Annotated in this window: 16 protein-coding genes; 8 read left to right on the forward strand and 8 right to left on the reverse strand. The window is 72.8% G+C overall.

The features are described from left to right. Positions 1-88: 88 nt before the first annotated feature. Positions 89-1,327: a cytochrome P450 gene (locus tag MOTC310_RS03235; RefSeq protein ID WP_331300773.1), complete on the reverse strand. Its 1,239-nt coding sequence runs from the start codon at positions 1,325-1,327 to the stop codon at positions 89-91. 265 nt (positions 1,328-1,592) lie between these two features. Between MOTC310_RS03235 and MOTC310_RS03240 the strand changes: the two genes are divergently transcribed. Then, on the forward strand, positions 1,593-1,832 hold the full coding sequence (locus MOTC310_RS03240; protein WP_331300774.1) for a hypothetical protein: 240 nt from the start codon (positions 1,593-1,595) through the stop codon (positions 1,830-1,832). A 21-nt stretch (positions 1,833-1,853) separates the two neighbouring features. On the opposite strand, the gene MOTC310_RS03245 is transcribed toward MOTC310_RS03240, so the two are convergent. From MOTC310_RS03245 to MOTC310_RS03260, 4 genes are all read right to left on the reverse strand, one after another. Continuing rightward, positions 1,854-2,711 (reverse strand): alpha/beta fold hydrolase, encoded by an 858-nt coding sequence (locus tag MOTC310_RS03245; protein WP_331300775.1) that lies wholly within the window; start codon positions 2,709-2,711, stop codon positions 1,854-1,856. Further along, positions 2,708-3,961: a Bcr/CflA family efflux MFS transporter gene (locus MOTC310_RS03250; protein ID WP_331300776.1), complete on the reverse strand. Its 1,254-nt coding sequence runs from the start codon at positions 3,959-3,961 to the stop codon at positions 2,708-2,710. The genes MOTC310_RS03245 and MOTC310_RS03250 overlap by 4 nt, the downstream gene beginning before the upstream one ends. After that, positions 3,952-5,235 carry a glycosyltransferase gene (locus tag MOTC310_RS03255; protein ID WP_331300777.1) on the reverse strand — a complete coding sequence of 428 codons (1,284 nt, stop codon included), beginning with the start codon at positions 5,233-5,235 and terminating at the stop codon, positions 3,952-3,954. Before MOTC310_RS03255 ends, MOTC310_RS03250 begins: the two co-directional genes overlap by 10 nt. A gap of 149 nt (positions 5,236-5,384) precedes the next feature. Next, the gene (locus tag MOTC310_RS03260; RefSeq protein ID WP_331300778.1) at positions 5,385-5,687 is read right to left on the reverse strand and encodes a hypothetical protein; all 303 of its coding nucleotides are present in this window, start codon (positions 5,685-5,687) and stop codon (positions 5,385-5,387) included. A 374-nt stretch (positions 5,688-6,061) separates the two neighbouring features. On the opposite strand from MOTC310_RS03260, the gene MOTC310_RS03265 reads away from it, so the two are divergent. The 4 genes from MOTC310_RS03265 (at position 6,062) to MOTC310_RS03280 (ending at position 13,635) form a co-directional block, all read left to right on the forward strand. After that, a complete protein-coding gene (locus tag MOTC310_RS03265) occupies positions 6,062-6,823 on the forward strand; it encodes a response regulator (protein WP_331289588.1) in 762 nt (253 codons plus the stop codon). Positions 6,824-6,825: 2 nt separating this feature from the next. Beyond that, a complete protein-coding gene (locus MOTC310_RS03270) occupies positions 6,826-7,818 on the forward strand; it encodes a cytochrome-c peroxidase (protein ID WP_331300779.1) in 993 nt (330 codons plus the stop codon). Then, positions 7,815-10,277, forward strand: coding sequence for a two-component system VirA-like sensor kinase (locus MOTC310_RS03275; protein WP_331300780.1), 2,463 nt, complete (start codon positions 7,815-7,817; stop codon positions 10,275-10,277). Before MOTC310_RS03270 ends, MOTC310_RS03275 begins: the two co-directional genes overlap by 4 nt. Before the next feature lie 316 nt (positions 10,278-10,593). Beyond that, entirely contained in the window at positions 10,594-13,635 is a 3,042-nt protein-coding gene (locus MOTC310_RS03280) for a PAS domain-containing protein (protein ID WP_331300781.1), read from the forward strand. A gap of 60 nt (positions 13,636-13,695) precedes the next feature. On the opposite strand, the gene MOTC310_RS03285 is transcribed toward MOTC310_RS03280, so the two are convergent. Beyond that, the gene (locus tag MOTC310_RS03285) at positions 13,696-14,442 is read right to left on the reverse strand and encodes an SDR family oxidoreductase (protein WP_331300782.1); all 747 of its coding nucleotides are present in this window, start codon (positions 14,440-14,442) and stop codon (positions 13,696-13,698) included. Between the two features lie 94 nt (positions 14,443-14,536). Here MOTC310_RS03285 and MOTC310_RS03290 point away from each other — a divergent pair, with 94 nt between their 5' ends. Both MOTC310_RS03290 and MOTC310_RS03295 read left to right on the forward strand, forming a co-directional pair. Next, positions 14,537-15,439, forward strand: a complete 903-nt coding sequence (locus MOTC310_RS03290) for an AraC family transcriptional regulator (protein WP_331300783.1) — start codon at positions 14,537-14,539, stop codon at positions 15,437-15,439. A gap of 309 nt (positions 15,440-15,748) precedes the next feature. After that, the gene (locus tag MOTC310_RS03295) at positions 15,749-16,927 is read left to right on the forward strand and encodes an acetyltransferase domain-containing protein (RefSeq protein WP_331300784.1); all 1,179 of its coding nucleotides are present in this window, start codon (positions 15,749-15,751) and stop codon (positions 16,925-16,927) included. Here MOTC310_RS03295 and MOTC310_RS03300 read toward each other — a convergent pair. Then, positions 16,830-17,687, reverse strand: coding sequence for a hypothetical protein (locus MOTC310_RS03300; protein ID WP_419539851.1), 858 nt, complete (start codon positions 17,685-17,687; stop codon positions 16,830-16,832). The genes MOTC310_RS03295 and MOTC310_RS03300 overlap by 98 nt on opposite strands. A gap of 195 nt (positions 17,688-17,882) precedes the next feature. Here MOTC310_RS03300 and terL point away from each other — a divergent pair, with 195 nt between their 5' ends. Next, a complete protein-coding gene (gene terL / locus MOTC310_RS03305) occupies positions 17,883-18,719 on the forward strand; it encodes a phage terminase large subunit (protein WP_331300785.1) in 837 nt (278 codons plus the stop codon). Between the two features lie 110 nt (positions 18,720-18,829). On the opposite strand, the gene MOTC310_RS03310 is transcribed toward terL, so the two are convergent. Further along, complete coding sequence (locus tag MOTC310_RS03310; RefSeq protein ID WP_331300786.1) at positions 18,830-21,940, reverse strand: efflux RND transporter permease subunit; 3,111 nt, start codon at positions 21,938-21,940, stop codon at positions 18,830-18,832. Positions 21,941-21,961: the final 21 nt, after the last annotated feature.

The raw sequence follows: 21,961 nt of genomic DNA on the forward strand, positions 1-21,961 counted from the left end.
AGGCTGGGGGCGGCCCGTTACGGCGCGGCTGCGGCGCGGGGCCGAAGCGGTTACGGCCGCAACGGGCGCGCGGGAGGCCGCGCGGGCGCTAGGCGGCGACCCGCAGCGCGTCGATGCGGCGGATGCCGCTGTGGCCCCGGAGGACCGGCATCGCGCCGGTCAGGCGCAGGCGCGGGGCGAGGCGCAGCACGGCGCCAAGCCCCTCCTCCAGCTCGACCCGGGCCAGGGCCTCGCCGATGCACCGGTGCGCGCCGCCGCCGAAGACCGGATGCAGGCGCGGGAGGTCTGAGCGCCGGATGTCGAACGTGTCGGGACGCGCGTAGACCGCCGAGTCCCGCATCGCCGACAGCGTCGAGAGCAGCATCAGGCTTCCGGCCGGCACGACGTGCCCGTCGAGGGGGATGTCCTCCCGGGCGACCCTGCCGGCGGACCCGGCGCTCGGCTCGTAGCGGAGGGATTCCGCCACCGCGGCCGGGATCAGGTCGGGATCGCGGCTGACCGCCGCCCACTGCTCGGGATGCTGCAGCAGCAGCGCCACCTGCATGGCGCCGGCGACCCGGGTCGTGTCGGTGCCGCCGATGATCAGCTGCACGAGCTGAATCACCACCTCCTGCGGCGTGAGCTCGCCGGCCGCCTCGGCCTCCGCGAGGAAGCGCGACAGGAAATCGTCGCGGGGCGCCGAGCGGCGCGCGGCGAGGATCGCGGCCACGTAGTCCTGCAGGGCGACCGCCGCCGCCTCCAGATCCGGGATGTCCTCCGGTCCGAAGGTGAAGCTCAGCACCCGGGAGACCTCGTAGGCGAGGTGCGTGAACCGGGGGATGTCGTCGCGCGGCAGGCCGAGGATGTCGGCGATGGCCTGGGCCGGGATCTGGGCGGTGTAGCGCGCGACGAGGTCGACCTCCCCGTCCCCCAGCCAGTCGCGGACGAGGCGCTCCGCGGCGACCCGGATCCGGGGCCGCAGGCCCTCGATCAGGCGGGCCGCGAAGGTGCGGGTGAAGGGCGAGCGGCGCCGGCGGTGGACCGCGCCGTTGGCGGTGAGCATGCCGTGCGCGAAGATGTCGAACAGCGCGCCCTCGGGGATCGCGCGCGACTCGGGATAGAGCGTCTCGGTCGCCTGGGCGCGGGGGTCGCGCATCAGCCGATCGACGTCGCGGGCGCGGAGGATGAGGACGCCCGCGACCTCGTGGCCGACGAAGGGCAGCCGGGGCCGCCAGGCGCGGAACACGCCGTGCGGGTCGGCCTCCAGCTCCGCCACCGTCAGCGTCGGGACGCTGGTCGGAACGCCGGTCGGGCCGGCCCGCCGCGTCAGATCTTCGGTCGCATTCATCTGTGAAGTCTCGCTGCTGTGTTGCGCGAGAACTCTCGGAAGCCCGAGCTACAGGATGATTGCGGGAGCGTGGCCGATGATTACAGCCATAACATTCGGCGCCGCGGACCGCGCACCGGGATGGGCCGGCGGATCGGGCGCCCCTCGCCCGGCTTGTGCGGAAGAGCACGTCCGTCGTCGCGCGATTGGTGTGTGAGATGTTCCGAAATCATCCCGTAACTTGGCCCTTCGAGAAAGGCACCGCTTCGCAGAAGGAGAAGTCCTCATGGTTGCAGGGCGGGCGAATACGGACGACGTCTTCGAGACGCTGCTCCGGCGAACGATCACCGATTTCGTGATCGGCGGCATGGACCACAGGAATTCGGACGAGGACGACCTCATCGTCCGCCTGAGGCATTACGAGCTGCGGGCGCGCGAGGAGCAGCTGAGCTCCCAGACGCTCCAGGTCATCTCGTCGGCGCGGCGCCTTCTGGGCGACCGGACGGAGGCGGGCCGGGCGTCCTGACCCGCCGCGAGCGGCGTCCCGCTACCGCGCGCGCGGCCTCAGGCCGACCGCCAGGAAGCGCTCGAGCATCGCGTTGACCTGGTCGGCGACCTCGAGCGTGTTGAAATGGCCCGCCAGCAGCGTCTGGGCGGTCACGATCTGCGGGCAGAGCTCCCGCAGCCGGTCGAGGTCGCGGGCCGCCGCCACCAGCGGAACGTCCGCCGAGATGTAGGCCATCGGGATCCGGCAGGCGCGCCCGGCCGCGGCGGGATCGTGGCCCCGCACCATGTCGCGCAGCGCCGCGTAGGCCACGTGCTGCGGCGTCCGCTGGCAGCCGCCGAGGATGAACGTCTCGAAGAGCGCCTTCCGCCGGGCCGGATCATCGTAGTCGCCGCCGATCGCCCAGGCCATCTCGCGGACGACGGACCGGTAATCCGGGCCGCCGACGTCCGCCAGCAGCCGCTCGATCTCGGCGCCGCCCGCCCTGTCCGCCGACGGCAGGACGATCGAGTCGATCATGACGAGGCCGGCGGCGAGGTCGGGATGGCGGCCGCATATCTCCAGCGCCACCGCGCCCCCGAAGCTGTGCCCGATCACGATCGGCTTCACGAGGCCCAGCGCCCGGCTCTGCCACGCGACGTCCTCGGCGAAGCCCGCGACCGTGTAGTCTTGCTCCGGCGCGTCGCTGGCGCCGTGGCCGCGCAGGTCGACCGCCACGACGCGGCGCGTCTGCGCGAAGTGCCGGATCTGCGGCGTGAAGATGCCGTGATCGCCGGTCCAGCCGTTGATCAGCAGCAGCGGATGCCCCTCGGGCGTGGGCGGCCCGGCCTCGATATGGGCGAGCCGGGCGCCGTCGCGCGTCAGGTGGAGGGGCGGCCAGGGGGGCGGGTCGAAGATCATGCGGGTTCTCCTCGGGGTTGGGAGGGGGCGCGGGGCGCCGCTCGGGCGAGACCCGCATGGGCCGCGGCCGCCGCGAGGCAGCAGCCGAGCATCACGGCGGCCATGGACAGGGCGGACCGGCCGTCGAAGAACCGGGCCACGAGATCGCTGGCGACGGCCGCCGCGAGCATCTGGAGGAACACCGCGACGGCGCTGGCCGCGCCGGCAGCCTCCGGGCTGCGCTCCGTCGCGCCGTGCATGGCGTTGGGCGAGACGAGGCCGAAGGCCAGGGCCACGCCGGCCATCGCGGCGACCACCGGCGGAGCCGCCGGGGGCGCGGCCAGCGCGGCGACGAGGAGCAGGGAAGCCGCGCCGGTCGCCAGGGCGAGGCCGGCGGCGACCGCCCGCGCTGGGGAGACGCCCCAGGCCGCGAGGCGCCCGTTCAGGAAGGCGCCGGCCATCACCGACAGGGAACTCGCCCCGAAGACCAGCCCGTAGGCCAGCGGATCGAGCCCGAGGGCGTCGATGAAGACCAGCGCCGAGCCGGTGATGTAGGCGAAGACCGCCCCCGCCGCCGCGGCGTTGCACAGGGCGTGGCCGAGGAAGACGCGGCTCGCCAGAATCTGTCCGTAGCCGCGCAGGATCCCGGAGGCCGGTCCGGGATCCGCGGCGCGCCGCAGGGGCTCGTCGATGTGCCGGATCGCCGCCAGGGCCGCCAGGGCGGCGGCGATCGGCGCGGCGTGGATCAGGCGCCAGCCGCCGAGATCCATCAGCCCGGCGCCGAGCGTCGGGGCCACCATCGGCACCACGTTGATGGTGAGGACGACGAACGACATCCGGGCCCGCGCCGCCTCGCCCTCGAACAGGTCGCGCACCATTGCGAGGACCGCCATGCCGGGACCCGCCGCGCCGATCCCCTGGAGGGCCCGGAACAGCAGGAAGTCCGGCAGCGTCCGCGCCGCGCCGCAGCCGAGGCTGCCGGCGACGAGGAGGAGGCAGCCGCAGAGGATGGCCGGCCGGCGGCCCAGCCGGTCCGAGACCGGCCCGTAGACCAGCAGCGCGCCCCCGAGGCCGAGCAGATAGGCGCCCATGGCCGCGCCCATCGCGGTGGCCGGGACGTGCAGCGCGGCCGCCGTGTCGGGCAGGCTCGGCAGGATCATGTCGATCCCGAAAGTGGGGAGCGCCGCCAGCAGCCCGAGCAGCGCCGAGAAGGCGGCCGAGCCGGGGCGGATGCGGGGATGCGCCGGCCCGGCGGGCCGGATCAGGCCCAAAGCCGCTCTCCGCTCCGAGCGCTGCCCCGGTCCGCTGCGTCCCGGCGCGCCGCCACCATCGCGTCGATCTCGCGGACGAGACCGCCCGCGTCGAGATCCGCCCGGACCGCCGCCCCGAGGGCTTCGGCAGCCCTGCGGAAGCCCGGTTCCGTCAGGAGCCGGTGGGCCGCCGCGGCGATCTCCGCCTCGTCCGCCCCGGCGGGAAGGCGCAGGCCCGCGCCGCGCAGCGCGACGCGGGCGGCGTTGTCGGCCTGGTCGCGGGCCAGGGGGATCACCAGGAGGGGCACGCCGTGCAGCAGCGCGCGGCTGACCGTGCCGTGGCCGCCCTGGCAGACGACCAGATCGGCTCCCGCCATGAGGGCGTCGTGGGAGGCGGCCGCGACGACGTGGACGGTGGCGGGGGCGCCGAGATCCTCCGCCCCGACATGGAGCCCGGTGGTCACGATGGTCTCGGCGTCGGCCGCCCCGAGGGCGCGCGCGACGCGCCGCAGCAGACCGGTCTGGTTCTGGGCGCCGGTACTCCCCGCGACCAGAATCCGCGGCCGCCGCGCCCCGGGCCACGCGGTCAGCGCGCCGCGGGACCAGCCCGGCTCGTCGAGCAGCGGGCCGATGTAGCGGTAGTTGGCGGGCAAAGCCTGCGTGTCGAAGTCGAAGGCACGGCTGACGGCCAGGAGGACGCGGTCGGCGCGATCGAAATGGGCGAAGGCGCTGGCGACCGGCTGCAGCCCGAAGGCGCGGCGCGCGGCGTTCAGCGCCGGTCGGCCCTGCTCCATCGCCGACACGATCGCGGCGGTCGCCGCGTCCACCACGTCCCGCTCCGCCTCGGTCCGGGGCGGCGTCAGGCCGCTGGCGGCGGGCGGAATGCCGGGAAGGGGGCGGATGCTGATATGCGGCGACAGGATCGCGTGCGGCAGGTCGGCCGCCTCGGCCGCCAGGGCGCAGCCGGGCAGCAGGTCGAGGCTCAGGACGGCGTCGGTCGGAAGGCGGCGGATCTCGTCGAGCGTGTCGGCCGCGTAGGCGCCCGCCGGGGTGAACATCGTCTGGCGCAGCCAGTCGGCGAGATCCGAGAAATCGGCCGGATCGGCATCGAGGCCGGTCGGGGCCCGGCGCCAACCGGCGAACGGAAAGCCCGCCGCCTCGACCTCGCCGCCCATCGCCGGGTCGGCCATGACGCGCGGGCGGTGCCCTGCCCGGCGCAGCTGCCGGGCCGCCGTGAGCACGGGGCTGAGATTACCCGTGGTGCCCCACGAGATGCAGAGAACATTGAGCGACATGGTCTGGATTTCCCAAGTTGATCGCGCGCGGGCGCGTTGCGCGCCCTGTTCGGGCGGCATCGCCCGCGATGCAGGCGCGCGATGACGCCGCAACATTGCGCGCCGGGATCGATGTGCCCGGATGCTGATGTGTATTGGACGGAGAGGTCTCAGATTTCGTGCCGATGCCTACGGCCTATGTCGCGCAGGAAATCGACGTAATCGGGGTGTATACTGTGGATGCAGCCGCCGAAGGCGAAGCTGATGACCAGCGCATCCAGCAGCCACTGTCCGAGGCCGGCGCGCGCCGGTTGCGGGGCGGCGACCGAAGATGAAACCGGGCCGTCACGCTCCCGCGACGGGCGCCGCGGCCTCCCGGCAAGATCAACCGTCGGAGTCCGGCAGTCAGGCCGGGACCTGCCGAAGTGTCGCCGGCCGCGCGGGCGGATCTCCGGGGTCGCGGCGTCCGTCATGATCACCTCTCTCTTGCGAGAGCAGGATCGTGGTTTTTGCGGGTTACATCCCCGTGTCTGGCGAAGATGATTTCCGTTACAGCGGTAACACGACCGTTTTTGTCCGCCCGATACGGTACAGGCCGGTACGAATGCTCGCGCTGTGCTGTCACGCACAATGTGGAGGGCGCAATCCTTTGGGGGGCGTGATATCAACTCGGCCGTGCAAGGTCCGATGACCGGACGCGCCCAGATGGGCCGCCGGGGCGGACCGGCGGCGGACGCGAAGGCCTTCCGGGTGGCGATCTCCGCCCGACCGGATGCGTCTCCTGCTTCCCGCGCCGGCGCGTCGAGATCGTGCCGTCGCGGCAGGCTGCCGCGAACCGGAGGTGGCCATGATCGAATCCAGTCTGGACCGGGGTCAGGGTCGGAGCGCGCGCCCCGGCACGACCCGCATCCTCCTCGTCGAGGACGACGCGGGCATGCAGCGCATCGTCTCGGACCATTTCGCCGACCACGACGTCGCCGTGACCCCGGCGATCAACCGGGCGGAGGCCGAGAAGCGGCTCGCGGAGGCCGAGTTCGACCTCGTCGTGCTGGACCTGCGGCTGGGCTCGGAGAACGGGCTCGACCTGCTGCGCGACCTGCGCGCCAGAAGCGACCTGCCGGTGATCATCACCACCGGCCATCGCCGGGACGAGATCGATCGGGTCATCGGCCTCGAACTCGGCGCCGACGATTACCTCGTGAAGCCCTACGGCCTGCGCGAGCTGCTCGCGCGGGTGCGGGTCATCCTGCGCCGGGCCGAGGTGGCGCCAGCCCCGGCGCGGGTCCAGGATTCCCATCGCAGCCGCTTCGACGGCTGGGTGCTCGACCGGCGCCGCCGGCGCCTGACCAACCCCGACGGCGCGGATGTCGCGCTCAGCAAGGGCGAGTACGCCCTGCTGGTGGCCTTCCTCGACGCGCCCCAGCGCCCGCTCAGCCGCGAGCAGCTCCTGCAGGCGACGCGCGTCCACGAGGACGTGTTCGACCGCAGCATCGACGTCCAGATCCTGCGGCTGCGCCGCAAGCTGGAGGTGGATCCGAGCGCGCCGCGCCTGATCGTCACCGAGCGCGGCGTCGGTTACGTCCTCACCGCGACCGTCGAGAAGCTGTAGCCGTGGCCAAGCCCCGTCCCGGCCGACGCCGCGTCGCGGTCGCGGCGCTCGTCGGCAGCGCCCTCGCAATCCTAGCCGCGGCCGCCCACGGGAGGCCAGCCGACGCGTCGGTCTCCGCCGAGGCCGCGGATGCCCTGGGCGTGATCACGCCGGTGCCCAGCACCCTGGGGGCGGACCCGGGCCGCTCCGCCATCGGCCGGCTGCTCTTCACCGACACGCGGCTGTCGCGCGGGGGCGACCGGGCCTGCATCACCTGCCACGACATCCGCGCCAGCGGCGCGAGCGCGGTGCCCCGGAACCTGACCGCCGACGGCACGCCGGTGCCGCGCAACACGCCCACGGCCTTCAACGCGGCGCTGAGCTTCCGCCTGGGCTGGGCCGGCGACATCCCGACGCTGCGGGAGCAGGCCGAGCTCGCCCTGACGCGGCCCGAGTTCCTGGGCGGTTCCTGGCCCCGGATCCTCGACACGGTCCGCGGCGACCCGGTGCTCGCCCCGATGTTCCAGGCCGCCTACGGGCGCGCGGCCGACCGGGAGGCGGTGATCGACGCGATCAACAGCTTCGAGCGCACGCTCCTCACCCCGGACAGCCGCTTCGACCGCTGGCTGCGCGGCGACGCCCACGCCATCACCGACGCGGAGCGGGCGGGCTACGACCTGTTCCGGGGGATCGGCTGCGCGTCCTGCCACCAGGGCGTCAATGTCGGCGGCAACCTGTTCGAGAAGGTCGGGATCTTCGTCACGATCCCCGACAAGGTCGGCGAGGTGCTGCGGGTGCCGAGCCTGCGCAACGTCGCGGTCACGGCGCCCTACTTCGACGACGGCGGCATCGCCACACTCCCCGAGGCGGTGCGGCTCATGGCGCGGGCGCAGCTCGGCCGGGAGCTCACCCCGGCGCAGGTCGACGGGATCGTCGCCTTCCTCGGGACCCTGACCGGCGCCTACGAGGGCCGGCCTCTGACCGCGCCGCCGGCGCCCGGCGCGCCGCGGCCATGAGACTGACCCTGCAGGCGGTCACGCTCGGCGCGCTGCTCGCGGGGCTGCTGACATGGCTCCTGATCAACGGCAATGGCGGGATGGAGGCCGCCTTCGTGGCGACCCAGCGGACCGTGGACGCCCTGGCGCTGGCCGAGTCGCGCATGCAGCACGACGTGCTGCGGGCCCGGACCGGGCTCCTGCGCAACTACGATCCGGTCGTCGCGCACCTGCGCGAGATGCGGAAGGCCGTGGCCGACCTGCAGGCGCGCCAGGCCGGCGATGCCGACGTCCGGGCGCTGGCCGAGGCGGTGGACCGGGAGGCCGAGATGGTCGAGCGGTTCAAGACCGGCAACGCCCTGGTGCAGAACTCGATCGCCTACTTCGACTCGCTCAGCGACCGTCTGTCCGAGTCCGACATCGCCCCCGGCCTCGCGCGCGCGGTGGCCGCGCTCCAGATCCGCGTCTCGGAACTCGTGCGCGACTCGACGCCCAAGCGCCTCGCCGACATCCGCGCCCGCCTCGAGGCACTGCACGCCGCCGACGGGGCGGCCGCCCGGGCCGCCGACGTCGACGCGATCGTCCTGCACGGGCGCCAGCTCCTGGAACTGCTGCCGCAGGTCGACGCGGTCACGCGCTCGCTGCCGGCCTCGTCGAGCGAGGCGGCCCGCCAGGCGCTGCTGGACGCCCAGCGCGGCCTCCGCGACCGGCGCCAGGCCCGGGCGGACGGGTTCCGCCTCGCGCTCTACGCCGTCGCCCTCGCGCTCCTCGCCCTGGTGGTCCGCGTGGGTCTGCTGATGCGGGCCGGGACCCGGATCCTGCGCCGGACCGTGGCCTTCCAGACCGTCGTGGCGCAGGCGGCCAACCGGTTCCTGGCGAGCCAGCCCGACGAAACGTCCACGCGCATCGTGGACGTCCTCGCCATCGTTGGCGAGGGCCTCGACACGGATCACGGCTACGTCCTCATGCTCGACGGCACCGGCGCGGTGCACCTCTGGAACCGACCCGGCCTCGCGCCGCCGAGCGGCTGGCCGGCGGCGCAGCAGGCCCTCGTCCACGACGTTGCGGCCGCCGCCAGCGACCTCATCTTCGTCGAGGTGGCGGATGAGACCGGGCCGCCGGCTCTGCGCCGGTCCCTGGCCGCGCGCGGCGTCGTCTCGTGGGCCTGCGCGCGGCTGCGCCGGGGCGATCACATCGTCGGCCTGCTGTGCTTCGAGCGCACCGCCTCGGGCCTGCCGCCGTGGCTGCGGCACTCGCGCGGCCTGCTGCAGGTCGTCGCCGACAGCTTCGCGGCCGCCCTGGAGCGGCAGCATGTCTGGGCCGAGCGCCGGGAGATCGAGGCGGCCCTGCGCCGCGCGCAGCGGCTGGAGGCCATCGGCACCTTCGCCAGCGGCGTCGCCCACAACATCAACAACGTCCTCAACGTCATGCTGGGCCATGCCGAGATCGCCGGGGACGCCCTGCCGGCCCAGCCCGGGCGGGCGGTCGAGCATATCGGGCTGCTGGTCAAGGCCGGCGGCCGCGCGCGCGAGATTGCCGGCCAGATCCTCGATTTCGGCCGCCGCGGGCGGTCCTCGCGATGCACCAGCGCGGTCGACGCGGTGATCCTGGAGACGGTGGCGCAGATCCGAGCCTCCACGCCGGGCCCGGCCACGATCCAGCTCTCGGGCAGCGCGGAGGGCGCCCGCGTCGGCGGCGAGCCGGCGCAGCTGCAGCAGGTGATCCACAACCTGATCCGCAACGCCGTCCAGGCCTCCGAGCCGGGCGCGGCCGTCGACGTGCGGCTCGACCCGGTCTCCCTGACGGGTGCCCGGGCCCTGACCCACGGCACCCTGCCGCCCGGCGCCTATGTCCGGATCCGCGTGTCCGATACCGGCCGCGGCATGGACGAGGCCACGCTGGCGCGGATCTTCGAGCCGTTCTTCACCACCCGCCCGGCCGGGACCGGCCTGGGTCTCGCCACGGCCTTCGAGTTCGTTCAGGAGCACGACGGCGCCTTCGACGTGCGCAGCGCGCCGGACAGGGGCAGCGCCTTCGCGGTGTGGCTGCCCGTGATCCCGCAGGACCCGGGGCGGGCGGCGGCCGGCGGGACCGTGATGCTGGTCGGGCGCACGCGCAGGTCGGTCCAGGACGACGAGGAGACGCTGGCGGCGCTGGGCTACGAGCCGGTCGGATACGCGGATCCGGAGGCCGCCCTCGCCGTCCTTCGGCGGGAGCCGGGCCGGTTCGATCTGCTGATCGTCGACAATGATCTCGCCGAACTCTCGGGGATCGCCTTCGCGCACCGGGCCGCACGGATCTCCGGGCGGCCGATCGTGCTCTCGCTGTCGGCGCCCGACGCGGTGCAGCCGGAGATGCTCGCGGCGGTTCCCGTCGCCGACATCGTCCGGCGGCCGTGGCGCTCGAACGCCCTGGCGGTGACGCTGCGGCGCCAGCTCGCGTCCGCCCACCCGGCGCGCAGCCCGGCCGCCGTCCCGTGACGATGCCGGTCGCGGCGCGGCCGACCTTGTCCCGTCCCTCCCGGCATCAGGATCCTGCGATCGGGCCCGGCGATCGAGAACGGGCTTTGACAAGCCCGGCGTCTCGTGGGACCGCTCTGGCATGCCGGGCGACCAGACGCGCGATGCCGCCCCGACGATCGAACGGACCGGGTCGACCCTCGCCGAGACCCCACCGCTCGACGACTCGCTGGTGCGCGCCACACCGCGGCTGGCCGCCCGACGGATCGGGCGAGACCGGCATCCGTCCCCGTCGCCCGAGGAACCCCGATGCCCGTCGAAGCCGCCTCAGGACGCCATGCACGGGAGATCTGACGCCACGATCCGCGCCCCGGCCTTCCTCGCCGATGCCGGCGCCATGGGCGTGCTCCTGCGCGCCCACGACTGGGACCGCACGCCCCTCGGCGCGCTGTTCTCCTGGCCCGAATCCCTGACGACCCTCACCGGGGTCATGGTCGGCTCGAACCAGCCGATGTTCATCGTCTGGGGCCCGGAGCGGCGGCTTCTGTACAACGATCTCTACGCGCAGATCCTGGGCGACCGGCATCCCGCGGCGCTCGGCCGGGACTACCTCGCGGTCTGGCGCGAAATCGAGGGCGGTCTCGCGCCCCTCGTGGACAGGGCCTATTCCGGCCGGCCGGTCCATGCGGCGGATGTCGGGCACGTCCTCCACGGCCGCGCCGGTGCGGACGCGACGCGCTTCTCCCTCTCCCTCGTGCCCGTCCGGGACACGGCGGGGCGCGTCGCCGGCCTGTGCGGGACCTGCACCGCGATCGCCAACCAGGGGCCCGTCGCGCGCCGTCCGCGCGAGACGGAGGCGTCGCGCCGGGACAACGAGGAGCGGCAATCCTTCCTGCTGGAACTCAGCGACACGCTCCGCCCGCTGACCGCGTCGACGGAGATCGTCGAGGTGGCCTCGCGTCGCCTCGGCGAGCGACTCGGCGCGAGCCGCGTCTTCTACGCCGAGATCGGCGGCAGCCTGATGAAGGTCGAGCGGGAATACGCCCGGGGCGTCGGCTCGATCGTCGGGGAGCATTCCCTGGCGGCGTTCGGTCCTGACCTCCTGGCCGCCTACCGCGACGGGACCGTGGTCGCGGTCGAGGACGTGGCCGCCGATCCCCGGTTCAGCGACGCGGCGCGCGCCGGCCTCGGGTCCCGCGAGGTCGCCGCCTTCGTCGACGTCGTGCTGTTCCGCGGCGCGGAGTGGGTCAGCCTGCTGGCGGTGCAGAGCGCGGTCCCGCGCGCCTGGACCACCGCCGAGGGGAACCTGATCCGCGACGTCGGCGAGCGCGTGAAGGCGGCGATCGAGCGCGCCCGCGCCGAGGCGGCCCTGCGCAAGAGCGAGGAGCACCTGGCGGCGATCTTCGCCGGCGCCTCCGTCGGCCTGTCCGAGGTGGACGCCAGCGGACGCTTCCTGCGGGTCAACACCGAATTGTGCCGCATCCTGGGACGCCCGGCCGACGCGCTGTTGCGGCTCGGCATCGCCGACGTGACCGACCCCGCGGACCTGCCGCCGAGCGCGGCCGCGATGGCGCAGGCCCTCGAGGCCGACCACAGCATCGCCCTCGACAAGCGGTATCTCCGCCCGGACGGCACCTCGCTCTGGGCCAGCAGCAGCATCCGGCGTCTCGACGACGCGGACGGCAAGCTCAAGAGCCTGCTGATCGTCACGGCCGATCTCAGCCGGCGCAAGGAGGCCGAGCAGCGGCTGGCCGACAGCGAGCGCCGCCTCCAGCACCTGAACGAGACCCTGGAGGCGCAGGTCTCCGAGCGCACGGCCGAGCGCAACCTCTTCGCCACCATCGTCGAGAGAACCGACATCATGGTGATGGCGGCCGATCTCGACTACAACATCCTGGCGATCAACAAGGCGAATGCCGACGAGTTCGAGCGCATCTACGGCGTGATGCCGAAGGTGGGCGATAACATGCTCGACCTGCTGGCCGACCAGCCCGAGCACCAAGCGCAGGTCCGGGCGTTGTGGGGGCGCGGCCTCGCCGGCGAGGAGATCACCCTGGTCCAGGAATTCGGCGCTGCCGACCGGGCCCGCCCCTCCTACGAGATCAGCTTCCGCACGCTGCGCGACGCGCGGGGCGAGCGGACGGGCTGCTACCAGTTCGTCATGGACGTCACCGAGCGGCTGCGCGGCCTGGCCGAGCTGGCCCAGGCGCAGGAAGCGCTGCGCCAGTCCCAGAAGCTGGAGGCGGTCGGTCAGCTCACCGGCGGCGTGGCGCACGACTTCAACAACCTGCTGACGATCATCCGCTCGTCCGTCGACTTCCTGCGCCGGCCCGACCTGCCGGAGGTCCGCAAGCGCCGCTACCTCGACGCGGTCTCCGAGACCGTCGAGCGGGCCGCGAAGCTCACGGGTCAGTTGCTGGCCTTCGCGCGCCGTCAGGCCCTCAAGCCCGAGGTCTTCGATGTCGGCCAGAGGGTTCGGGCGATCGCCGACATGCTCGACACGCTGACGGGCGCGCGGGTGCAGGTCGTGACCGAGGTGCCGGAGGCGACCTGCCTCGTCCGGGCGGATGTGAGCCAGTTCGAGACCGCGCTGGTCAACATGGCGGTCAACGCCCGCGACGCCATGGACGGTGAAGGCACGCTGATCCTGCGCGTGACCTGCGGCGCGGCCCTGCCGGCAATCCGCGGCCATGCCGGCTCCCAGAATCCTTTCGCGGCCGTGTCGCTGATCGACACGGGCACGGGGATCCCGCCGGACCAGATCGGGCGGATCTTCGAGCCGTTCTTCACCACCAAGGAGGTCGGCAGGGGGACCGGGCTCGGCCTGTCCCAGGTGTTCGGCTTCGCCAAGCAGTCGGGCGGCGACGTCGACGTGCGCAGCACCCTCGGCACGGGCACCGCGTTCACGCTCTACCTGCCCGAAGTGTCGGCCGACGAGCGGCCCGCCGGCGACCGCCCGCAGGATGCGGACCTCGCGCCGCTCGGGACCGGTCAGCGGGTCCTGGTCGTCGAGGACAATGTCGGCGTCGGGCAGTTCGCGACGCAGATCCTGGAGGATCTGGGTTACCAGCCGACCTGGGCGGCCAACGCCGAGGAGGCGCTGGACGAGCTCGGCCGGGCGGGGAACCGGTTCGACCTGGTCTTCTCCGATGTGGTGATGCCGGGCATGGGCGGCGTCGCGCTCGCGCAGGAGCTTCAGCAGCGCGCGCCGCAGGTGCCCGTGGTGCTGACGTCGGGCTACAGCCACGTGCTCGCCCGGTCGGACGCCCACGGCTTCACGTTGCTGCACAAGCCCTATTCGGCCGAGCAGCTCAGCCGGATCCTGCATCGGGTCCTGAGCCCGCGCCGGAAGGCCGGCGCGCTCCCGGATCCGTCCTGAACCCGGCCTCCCGCGTCGGCGCCCCGGCCCCACGCCCGGCGCGGGCGCGGTTCGCCGCCCTCAGCCCGCTCTGGCCCAGGCCAGCGCGTCGGCACCGGCGGGCAGGCGCATGGGGCAGTCCGGATCCGTCGCCGCGCGCCACACCGCCTCCACCACGTCCGAGGGCCGTGTCAGCGCCTCGCTCGCCTCTCGCAAGCCCGCGAAGACCTGCGCGGCCAGCGCCGCGTAGGGCTCGGGGATGTCCATCCCCATGCGGGCGCGGGCGTTGGCGCCGAACGCGGTCTCCGGGGCGCGGCCGGGAATGACCAGCCGCGCGCGCACGCCGAACGGTTCGAGCTCCAGCGCCAGGGACTCGGTGAAGGCGTTCACCGCCGCCTTGCTCGCTGTGTAGACGGACAGCAGATGCAGCGGGCGCTGCGTCACGCTCGACGTGACGTTGATGACCGCACCCGCGCGGCGCTGCCGGAATTGCGGCAGTACGGCCCGGGTCATCGCGATGGTGCCGAGGGTATTGGTCTCGAACACCGCCCGCGCGGCGTCCATCGAGACGCCCTCCAGCGCGTTCAGGAGCCCGACGCCCGCGTTGTTGACCAGCACGTCGACCGGTCCGGCCGCCGCGACCGCGCGGGCGATGCTGTCGCGGTCGGTGACGTCCAGCGGCAGGATGCTGAGACGATCGGACGGCGGCAGCAGGTCGCCCCGCGGCCGGCGCATCGTGGCGACCACCCGCCAGCCCCGTTCGAGGAAGGCGCGGGCCGTCTCCAGGCCGAAGCCGGACGAGCAGCCGGTGATCAGGATCGTGTTCATGGAAGCTCCCGTGCGAGGTGCAGCGGGGTGATAGGGAGGGTGTCCCGGACCTGATACGTGGAAGCGTCCGGTTTACATTGGCGAGCGTCCGAGAATGCCCGATCCGCTCACCCAGGTCGTCGGCCTCCTGCGGCCGAGCGCCTCGCTGTCGAAGCGCGTCACCGGATCCGATCTCTGGGCAGTGCGGCGCGCGGATGCCGGGCGGCCGTTCTACGCCGCCGTCCTCGAGGGCGGGTGCCGCCTCGCGATCGACGGCGAGGCCGGGATCGTGCTCGGAGAGGGCGACTTCGTCCTCATTCCCGCGGCCCACGCGTTCACCACCACCAGCCTCGATCCGCCCCCGCGGGGCGCCGCGCTGCCTCCCGTCGAGGTGAGTCCCGGCGTGTTCCGGCTCGGTAACCCGGAGGCGCCGCCGAATGTCCGGATGCTCGTGGGCCACTGCGTCTTCGCGTCGGACGACGCGGATCTGCTCGTGTCGCTGCTGCCCCGATACGTGCACGTGCGCGGCGCGGCGCGGCTGACGACGCTGCTCGGCCTCGTGAACGAGGAAACCCGCGCCGACCGGCCAGGCCGCGACGTGGTCTTGGCCCGGCTGCTCGAGGTGGTGCTGATCGAGGCGCTTCGCGCCACCGCGGGACCGGGGGCGCCCGCGGGATTGTTGCGCGGCCTCGCCGACGACCGGCTCGCCGTCGCCCTGCGGCGGATGCACGACCGGCCGACGGAGAGCTGGACGGTGGCCGACCTCGCGCGGGAGGCCGGCCTCTCCCGGTCCACGTTCTTCGAGCGGTTCCGCCGCGCGGTCGGGGTCACGCCGATGGCGTACCTGCTGGCGTGGCGGATGGCGCTGGCGAAGGATCTGCTGGGCCGCGAGTCGGTCGGGATGGCCGAGGTGGCCGAACGGGTGGGCTACAGTTCGGCGAGCACGTTCAGCGTCGCCTTCGCCCGGCACGTGGGTCGGCCGCCGATCCGGTACGCCCGGGAACGGCCGATACGGTAATCCGGGCTGGCCGCCAGCGCCCGGGACACGGCGATCGATCGGACGGACGGGACGCGCGCCCGCGACGGTTGCGTGGCGGAGAGCGGGATCGTCCTGCTGCGGCTGGACCACGCCCCCACGGACCGGCCGCTCCGGCTCCCGGCCCCGCGTCGACCGGCACGCCGGCCCGTGACCGCGCCGCGACGCTCGTCTCGGGCACGACGTCGGCAACAAAGTCGCCGCGACCTGCTACGAGCGCTTCGCCAACGCCGTCTGGGTCGCAGGCGGCGAGCCAGGGTGTGTGATCCCGAGCATGACGGCGCGCTTCTGATGGTCTCCCGTTCCACGGCCCCTGCCGCCACGACCGGCAGCCCGGCGGCGTCCCGGCGCGTCGGCTCCATCGACGCCCTGCGGGGGCTGGTGATGCTGCTGATGCTCGTCGACCACGTGCGGGAATTCTTCTACCTGCACGCCCAGGTCCGCGACCCGATGGACCTCGCGGCGACGCCGCCCGACCTGTTCCTGACGCGGGCGGCCTCACACCTCTGCGCGCCGGTCTTCGTCCTGCTCACCGGCCTCTCGGCCGGCCTCTACGGGCAGAAGCACGGCGCGCGGGCGGCCGCCGCCTTCCTGCTCAAGCGCGGGCTGCTCCTGATCCTGCTGGAGGTGACGCTCGTCAACTTCGCCTGGGCCGGCAGCGTCCGGCCGCCCATCCTGTACCTGCAGGTGATCTGGGTGATCGGCCTCTGCATGGTGGCGCTGGCCGGGCTGCTCTGGCTGCCGCGGGTCGCCCTCGTGGCCGGAGCCCTGGCGCTCATGCTCGGCCACAACCTGCTCGACGGGGTCGTGATCCGGGCGGACGAGCCGGGCTACGTGCTCTGGTCGATTCTGCACCACCGCGGGATGATCGCGCTGCCCTGGGGCGGTTCGGCGCGGACCTCGTACCCGCTCCTGCCCTGGATCGGTGTGATCGCGGCGGGCTACGCCCTCGCGCCGCTCTTCGCCGGCAGCGCCGACGCCGCGCGCCGGCGCGCAGGACTCCTCGGGCTGGGTGCGGCCTCCCTGGTCGCATTCCTCGCCCTGCGCGCGCTCAACGGTTACGGCGAGCCGGTACCGTGGCAGCCGGGGCCCTCGCCGCTCGCCACCGCGCTGTCCTTCGTCAACCTGACCAAGTACCCGCCCTCGGCCGATTTCCTGCTGCTGACCCTCGGGCTCGGCCTCTGCCTTCTGGCGCTGTTCGAGACGCTGCCGCAGCGGCTCCTCGGCGGCCTGCGCGTCCTCGGCGGCGCGCCGCTGTTCTTCTACCTGCTGCACCTCGCGCTGCTGCGTCTCCTCTACGACGGCGCTGCGGCGCTGGGCCTCGCCGGGGCGTCGGGACGTGTGGAGGCCGGCTCGCCCCTCGCGCTCTGGCTCATCGCGGCCGCCGTGAGCGGCCCCCTCTGGCTGGCGTGCCGCGCCATGGTGCGCCTGAAGCGAAGCTCGGCTTGGCCGGTCCTGAGCTACCTCTGACGGCGCCGGTTCCGGGGCGGCGTCGGTGTCTCTCCTGCGGCGGTCCGCCGCCGCGCCGGTGCGCGGCCAAACCGGCCGGCATCAGGACAGGTCCGCCCCGTCGCGACCGTGCTGATGGCGCAGTTCGGGTGTCCCCTTCACCGGCCCGCCCCGCGTCGCTCCGGCTCTCCGCGCGGGCCGTGTCGATGAAGACGCGGGCCTCGCCCTCCCGCACGCCGAGGCTGCGCAGCGCGTAGAAGGACATGCCGAGGGCCAGCACACGGCGCCGGTCGCGCTCCACCCCGTCGTCGGGCATGTCCCAGGTCTCCAGCGTCGCGCCGATGCTGCTGCCGACCCACCCGAATCCGACGATCACGACGTGGTTCCGTCGTGGCGGCGCCCTGCCCGAGACGGCGACATCGACCACGTCCTCGCGCTCGAACCGGGCCGCGAGGTCCGGCCGGCCGGCGAAGATCTGCTCGATCCGCGCCGCCAGGGCGTAGAAGCGCGGGTTGAGCGTGATCGACAGCAGCGCTCCCCCCAGGATCAGGTTGCGCCCTTCCTCGGGCAGGAGCTTCAGCGACAGCCCGGGCGACACCGGGATGAAGGAGAACTCGCCGATCTGGGCGAGGCTCGCGGCGATCGTCAGGGCGGTGCCCAGCGGGTGCCGGAAGGCCAGCACGATGGCGACGGCCGCGAGGGGCTTGCCGATCATGATCACGCCGAGCACCGCCAGGATTGAGAGCGGCGCGCGCAGGAGGATGCCCGGATCGAACATCATGCCGACGGAGACGAAGAACAGGACCGCGAAGGCGTCCTGCGGGGGCAGGAACCGGCGGCCGCCTGATGGCTGAGATCGGACTCGGCGAGCACCATCCCGGCGGATCCGCGCACGCTGGGCGGCGAACTGCTGTTCCCCGCGCGCTTCCCGCGGGCCGCGGTCGAGCGCGACAAGGTCCCGCTCGCCGCCAACACGGTGGCCGGCCAGTTCCAGCAGCGGCCGGCGCCGCGCGAGGGCGGGCTGTTCGACCGGGCGGGGTTCGGGATCGTCGACGCGCTGCCGCCGATCGAGAAGTGGGTGCGCGCCTGGGACTTCGCCGGCACGAGGAAGCGGCCCGGCGCCGATCCGGACTGGACGGTCGGCGTGAAGATGGGTCGCGGGGCGGACAAGCGGTTCTACATCGCCGACGCGGTCCGGGTCCGCGAGACGCCGGGCAAGGTCCGCCAGCGGCTGATCAACACCGCGGGCCAGGACGGGGCTGCGGTGGGCGTCCGCATCCCGAAGGATGCGGGGCAGACTGGCATCGCGCAGGCCGAGGACTACGTCACGGCGCTCGCGGGCTTCATCGTCAGTGCGGTGGCACCGACCGGCGCGAAGGAGGTGCGCGCCAAGCCGCTGTCCAGCCAGGTCGAGGTCGGCAGCGTGCTGCTCCTGCGCGGGCGGTGGAACGAGGCGTTCCTGGAGGAGCTGGGGATGTTCCCGGCCGGAAGCCACGACGACCAGGTGGACGCGGCCGCCGACGCGTTCAACGCGCTGGCCAGCGTCCTGCAGGGCGAGGGGCTGATCGAGTTCTACCGTCGGCAGACCGCGGCAAGCTCAGTTTCGGAGAGCCCTCGCCACGGGTGGTCGATGCCGAGCGGCGCGGCCGAGGGCTCGACAATCGAGCTGGTGGCTCCGGCTGGCACAGGGTCAGTGATTGGTCTGTCGGGGGCACGCTACACGCCTGACACTCATGGGTGTATCGCGGTCTTGACCGCGGACGCCGGGCCGCTGCTGGCCTCTGGTTTCAGCTATGCAGCCGAGGCGGCCTGAAGGTCACTCTTGGGTGGATTTCTGCTGGTCTGCTCTGGGATGGCCGATGTATCTAAGCGGACAGGGGCGCACGGACCGCTGACGCCCCCAATCGGGCTCTCGGCATGCTCTCAAGCACCCCGAGCTTCTGACACCTTCCGTACATCCCCGGCGCTGCCGTCAGGGTCGTCCCGAGGGCCTACGAAGCGGCCCATCAGGCCGCCGAGCACGCGCCCGAGGCTGTCCATCAGCAGGAACACCGCCGGCACGAAGACGAGGGAGAGCAGCGTCGACACGATCAGGCCGGCGATCACCGCCACCGCCATCGGCGCGCGGAACTCGCCGCCGTCTCCGAAAGCGAGCGCCGAAGGCACCATCCCGGCCGCCATGGCAATCGTCGTCATCACGATGGGGCGCGCCCGCTTGCGCCCGGCATCCACGATTGCCGCGACGGGATCGACCCCGCCCCGCATCTCCTCGACGGCGAAGTCGACCAACATGATCGCGTTCTTCGTCACCAGTCCCATCAGCATCAGGATGCCGATGATGACGGGGAGGGAGATCGACATGTCGGCGAGCAGCAGGCCGAGGATCGCGCCCCCGACGGAGAGCGGCAGCGAGAACAGGATGGTGAGCGGCTGCAGGAAGTTGCCGAACAGCAGCACGAGGACCGCGTAGACCATCATGATGCCGGCGGCCATCGCCATGAGGAAGCCCGAGAAGACCTCGCCCATGATCTCGGCGTCGCCCGTCTGCTTGATGGTGACGCCCGGCGGCAGGCTCCTGGCGGTCGGCGTCTGGAGCGCCTGCTCGATCAGGGAGCCAAGCGCGTCCGAACCCTCCATGTTGGCCTCCACCGCCACGCGTACGGCGCGGTCGTAGCGCTCGATTGCCCCGGGGCCCTGGCCGAGTTCGATCTCGGCCACCGCCGTCAGCGGCACCGCCGCCCCGTTCTTGGCCGGGACCTTGAGGGTCTCCAGGCGCGAGACCGCGCCTCGGGCGCTCTCCGGCAGCATCACCCGGATCGGGACCTGGCGGTCCTTCGCATTGAACTTGGGAAGGTTCATCCCTGCGTCGCCGATGGTGGCGACCCGCACCGTCTCGGCGATGGTGTCGGTCGAAACCCCGAGGTCCGCGGCGACGCCCGATTTCGGGCGGATGCGCACCTCGGTCCGGTCGAGCGGCGCGGTGGACATCACGGAGACGAGGTGCGGGATCGCCGCCATGTCGCGCTGGAGCCGCTCGGCGACCTCCGTGACGACGTCCACGTCCGGTCCGCTCACCACCAGGGCGAGGTCGCGCTGGCCGCTATCGCGCAGCGTCCAGGAACGAATGTCGGGTTCCTCGGACAGCATTCGGGAGATGGCGATCTCCATGGCCTCCTGATTGCGGGAGCGCTCTGCCTTCGGCGTGAGGTTCACCGTGAACGTGGCGAACCGGGTCTCCTGGCCGCCGCTTGCCTGCCGGCCGCCATCCACGAAGACCGAAGCGACTTCCGGGAGGGTCAGGATGCGGGCTGTCAGCCGGTCGGTGACGGAGATGGTGTCGGCGAGCCGCGCGCCGGGGGCGAGCTCGACCTTGAACATCGTGCGGGCGTTGTCCTGCTTCGGGATGAAGCCAGCCGGCAGAAGTCCCGCCGAGGCGAGCGACGCGGCAAACAGCGCGAGACCGACCAGCAACGTCGCCACGCGGTGGTGCACCGACCAGCCGACGAGGCGCGCATAGGCGCGCATCACCGGCCCCTCGCGCTCCTCGTGGTGGCCATGCTCCCGTAGGAAGTAGGCCGCGAACAACGGCGTGATCAGGCGCGCGACGAGCAGCGACATGAACACCGAGACCGCGATGGTCAGGCCGAACTGGATGAAGTAGCGGCCGGCGATCCCGCTCATGAAGGAGACGGGGGCGAACACCGCGATCAGGGTCGCGGTGATGGCGATGACGGCGAGCCCGATCTCGTCCGCGCCCTCCAGGGCGGCGCGGTAGGGCGACTTGCCCATCCTCATGTGCCGGACGACGTTCTCGATCTCGACGATGGCGTCGTCCACCAGGATGCCCGTCACCAGGGTGATGGCCAACAGGCTGATCATGTTGAGCGAGAAGCCCATCGCGTCCAGCGCCCAGAAGGTCGGCAGGACCGAGAGCGGAAGGGCGGTCGCGGTGATGACCGTCGCCCGCCAGTCACGCAGGAAGATGAACACCACCGCGACCGCGAGGGCCGCTCCCTCCAGCAGGGTGTGCATGGCCGAGTCGTAGCTGCCGAGCGTCATCGCCACGGAAGAGTCGATCTTCTCGAACCGGACGTCCGGGTAGTTCGCCTGGAACTCGGCGACCTTGGCATCGACCACCGCCGCGACCTCGGTGTCGCTCGCCCCGTTCGCCCGCGAGACGGCGAAGGCGACGACGGCCTCGCCGTTCACGCTGGCGAAGGAGCGCGGTTCCTCGATGGAGTCCTCGATGGTCGCCAACTCTTCCAGTCGGACCTTGCGGTCCCCGGGCAGGACGATGCTGGTCTCCTTAAGGTCATGCACCGTGCGCGAGGCGGCGAGCGCGCGGATCGACTGCTCGCGCCCGCCGACCTCGCCCCGCCCGCCGGCCATGTCGGCGGAGGTCAGGCGCAGCTGCCGGTTCACGTCGGCGGCCGTGATCCCGAGCGCCAGCAGCCGATCCGGGTCCAGCGTCACCCGAACCTCGCGGGCGACGCCGCCGACGCGGGTCACGCCGCCGACACCCTTCAAGCCCTGGAGGGCGCGTGCCACCGTGTCCTCGACGAACCAGGAGAGGTCGGTCGGCGCCATCGTGGGAGCTGTCACCCCGTAGATCAGGATGGGCAGCCCGGCGATGTCGACGCGCTGGATCACCGGCTCGTCGATGGTGCGCGGCAGGTTGATGCGGACCTTCGAGACCGCGTCCTTGACGTCGTTGACGGCGCGGTCGGTGTTCACCTCCAGCCGGAACTCGACCGTCGTGACCGACATGCCCTCGGTGATCGCCGAGGTGATGTGCTTGACGCCGCGCACGCCGGCGATGGAGTCCTCGACCCACTTGGTGACCTGGGTCTGCAGCTCGGCCGGCGCGGCGCCCGACTGCGTGATCGTGACCGAGACGACCGGCACGTCGACTTTCGGCATCAGCGTCACCGGCAACCTGAGGAAGCTGACGAGGCCGAGCACCACCAGCACCATGAAGAGGACGAGCGGCGGGATGGGCTTGCGGATCGCCCAGGCGGAAACGTTCAGGTGCATGGGATGACGGGTGTCCGGTCG

Source organism: Methylobacterium oryzae, assembly GCF_036441375.1.
Taxonomy (GTDB): Bacteria; Pseudomonadota; Alphaproteobacteria; order Rhizobiales; family Beijerinckiaceae; genus Methylobacterium; species Methylobacterium oryzae_A.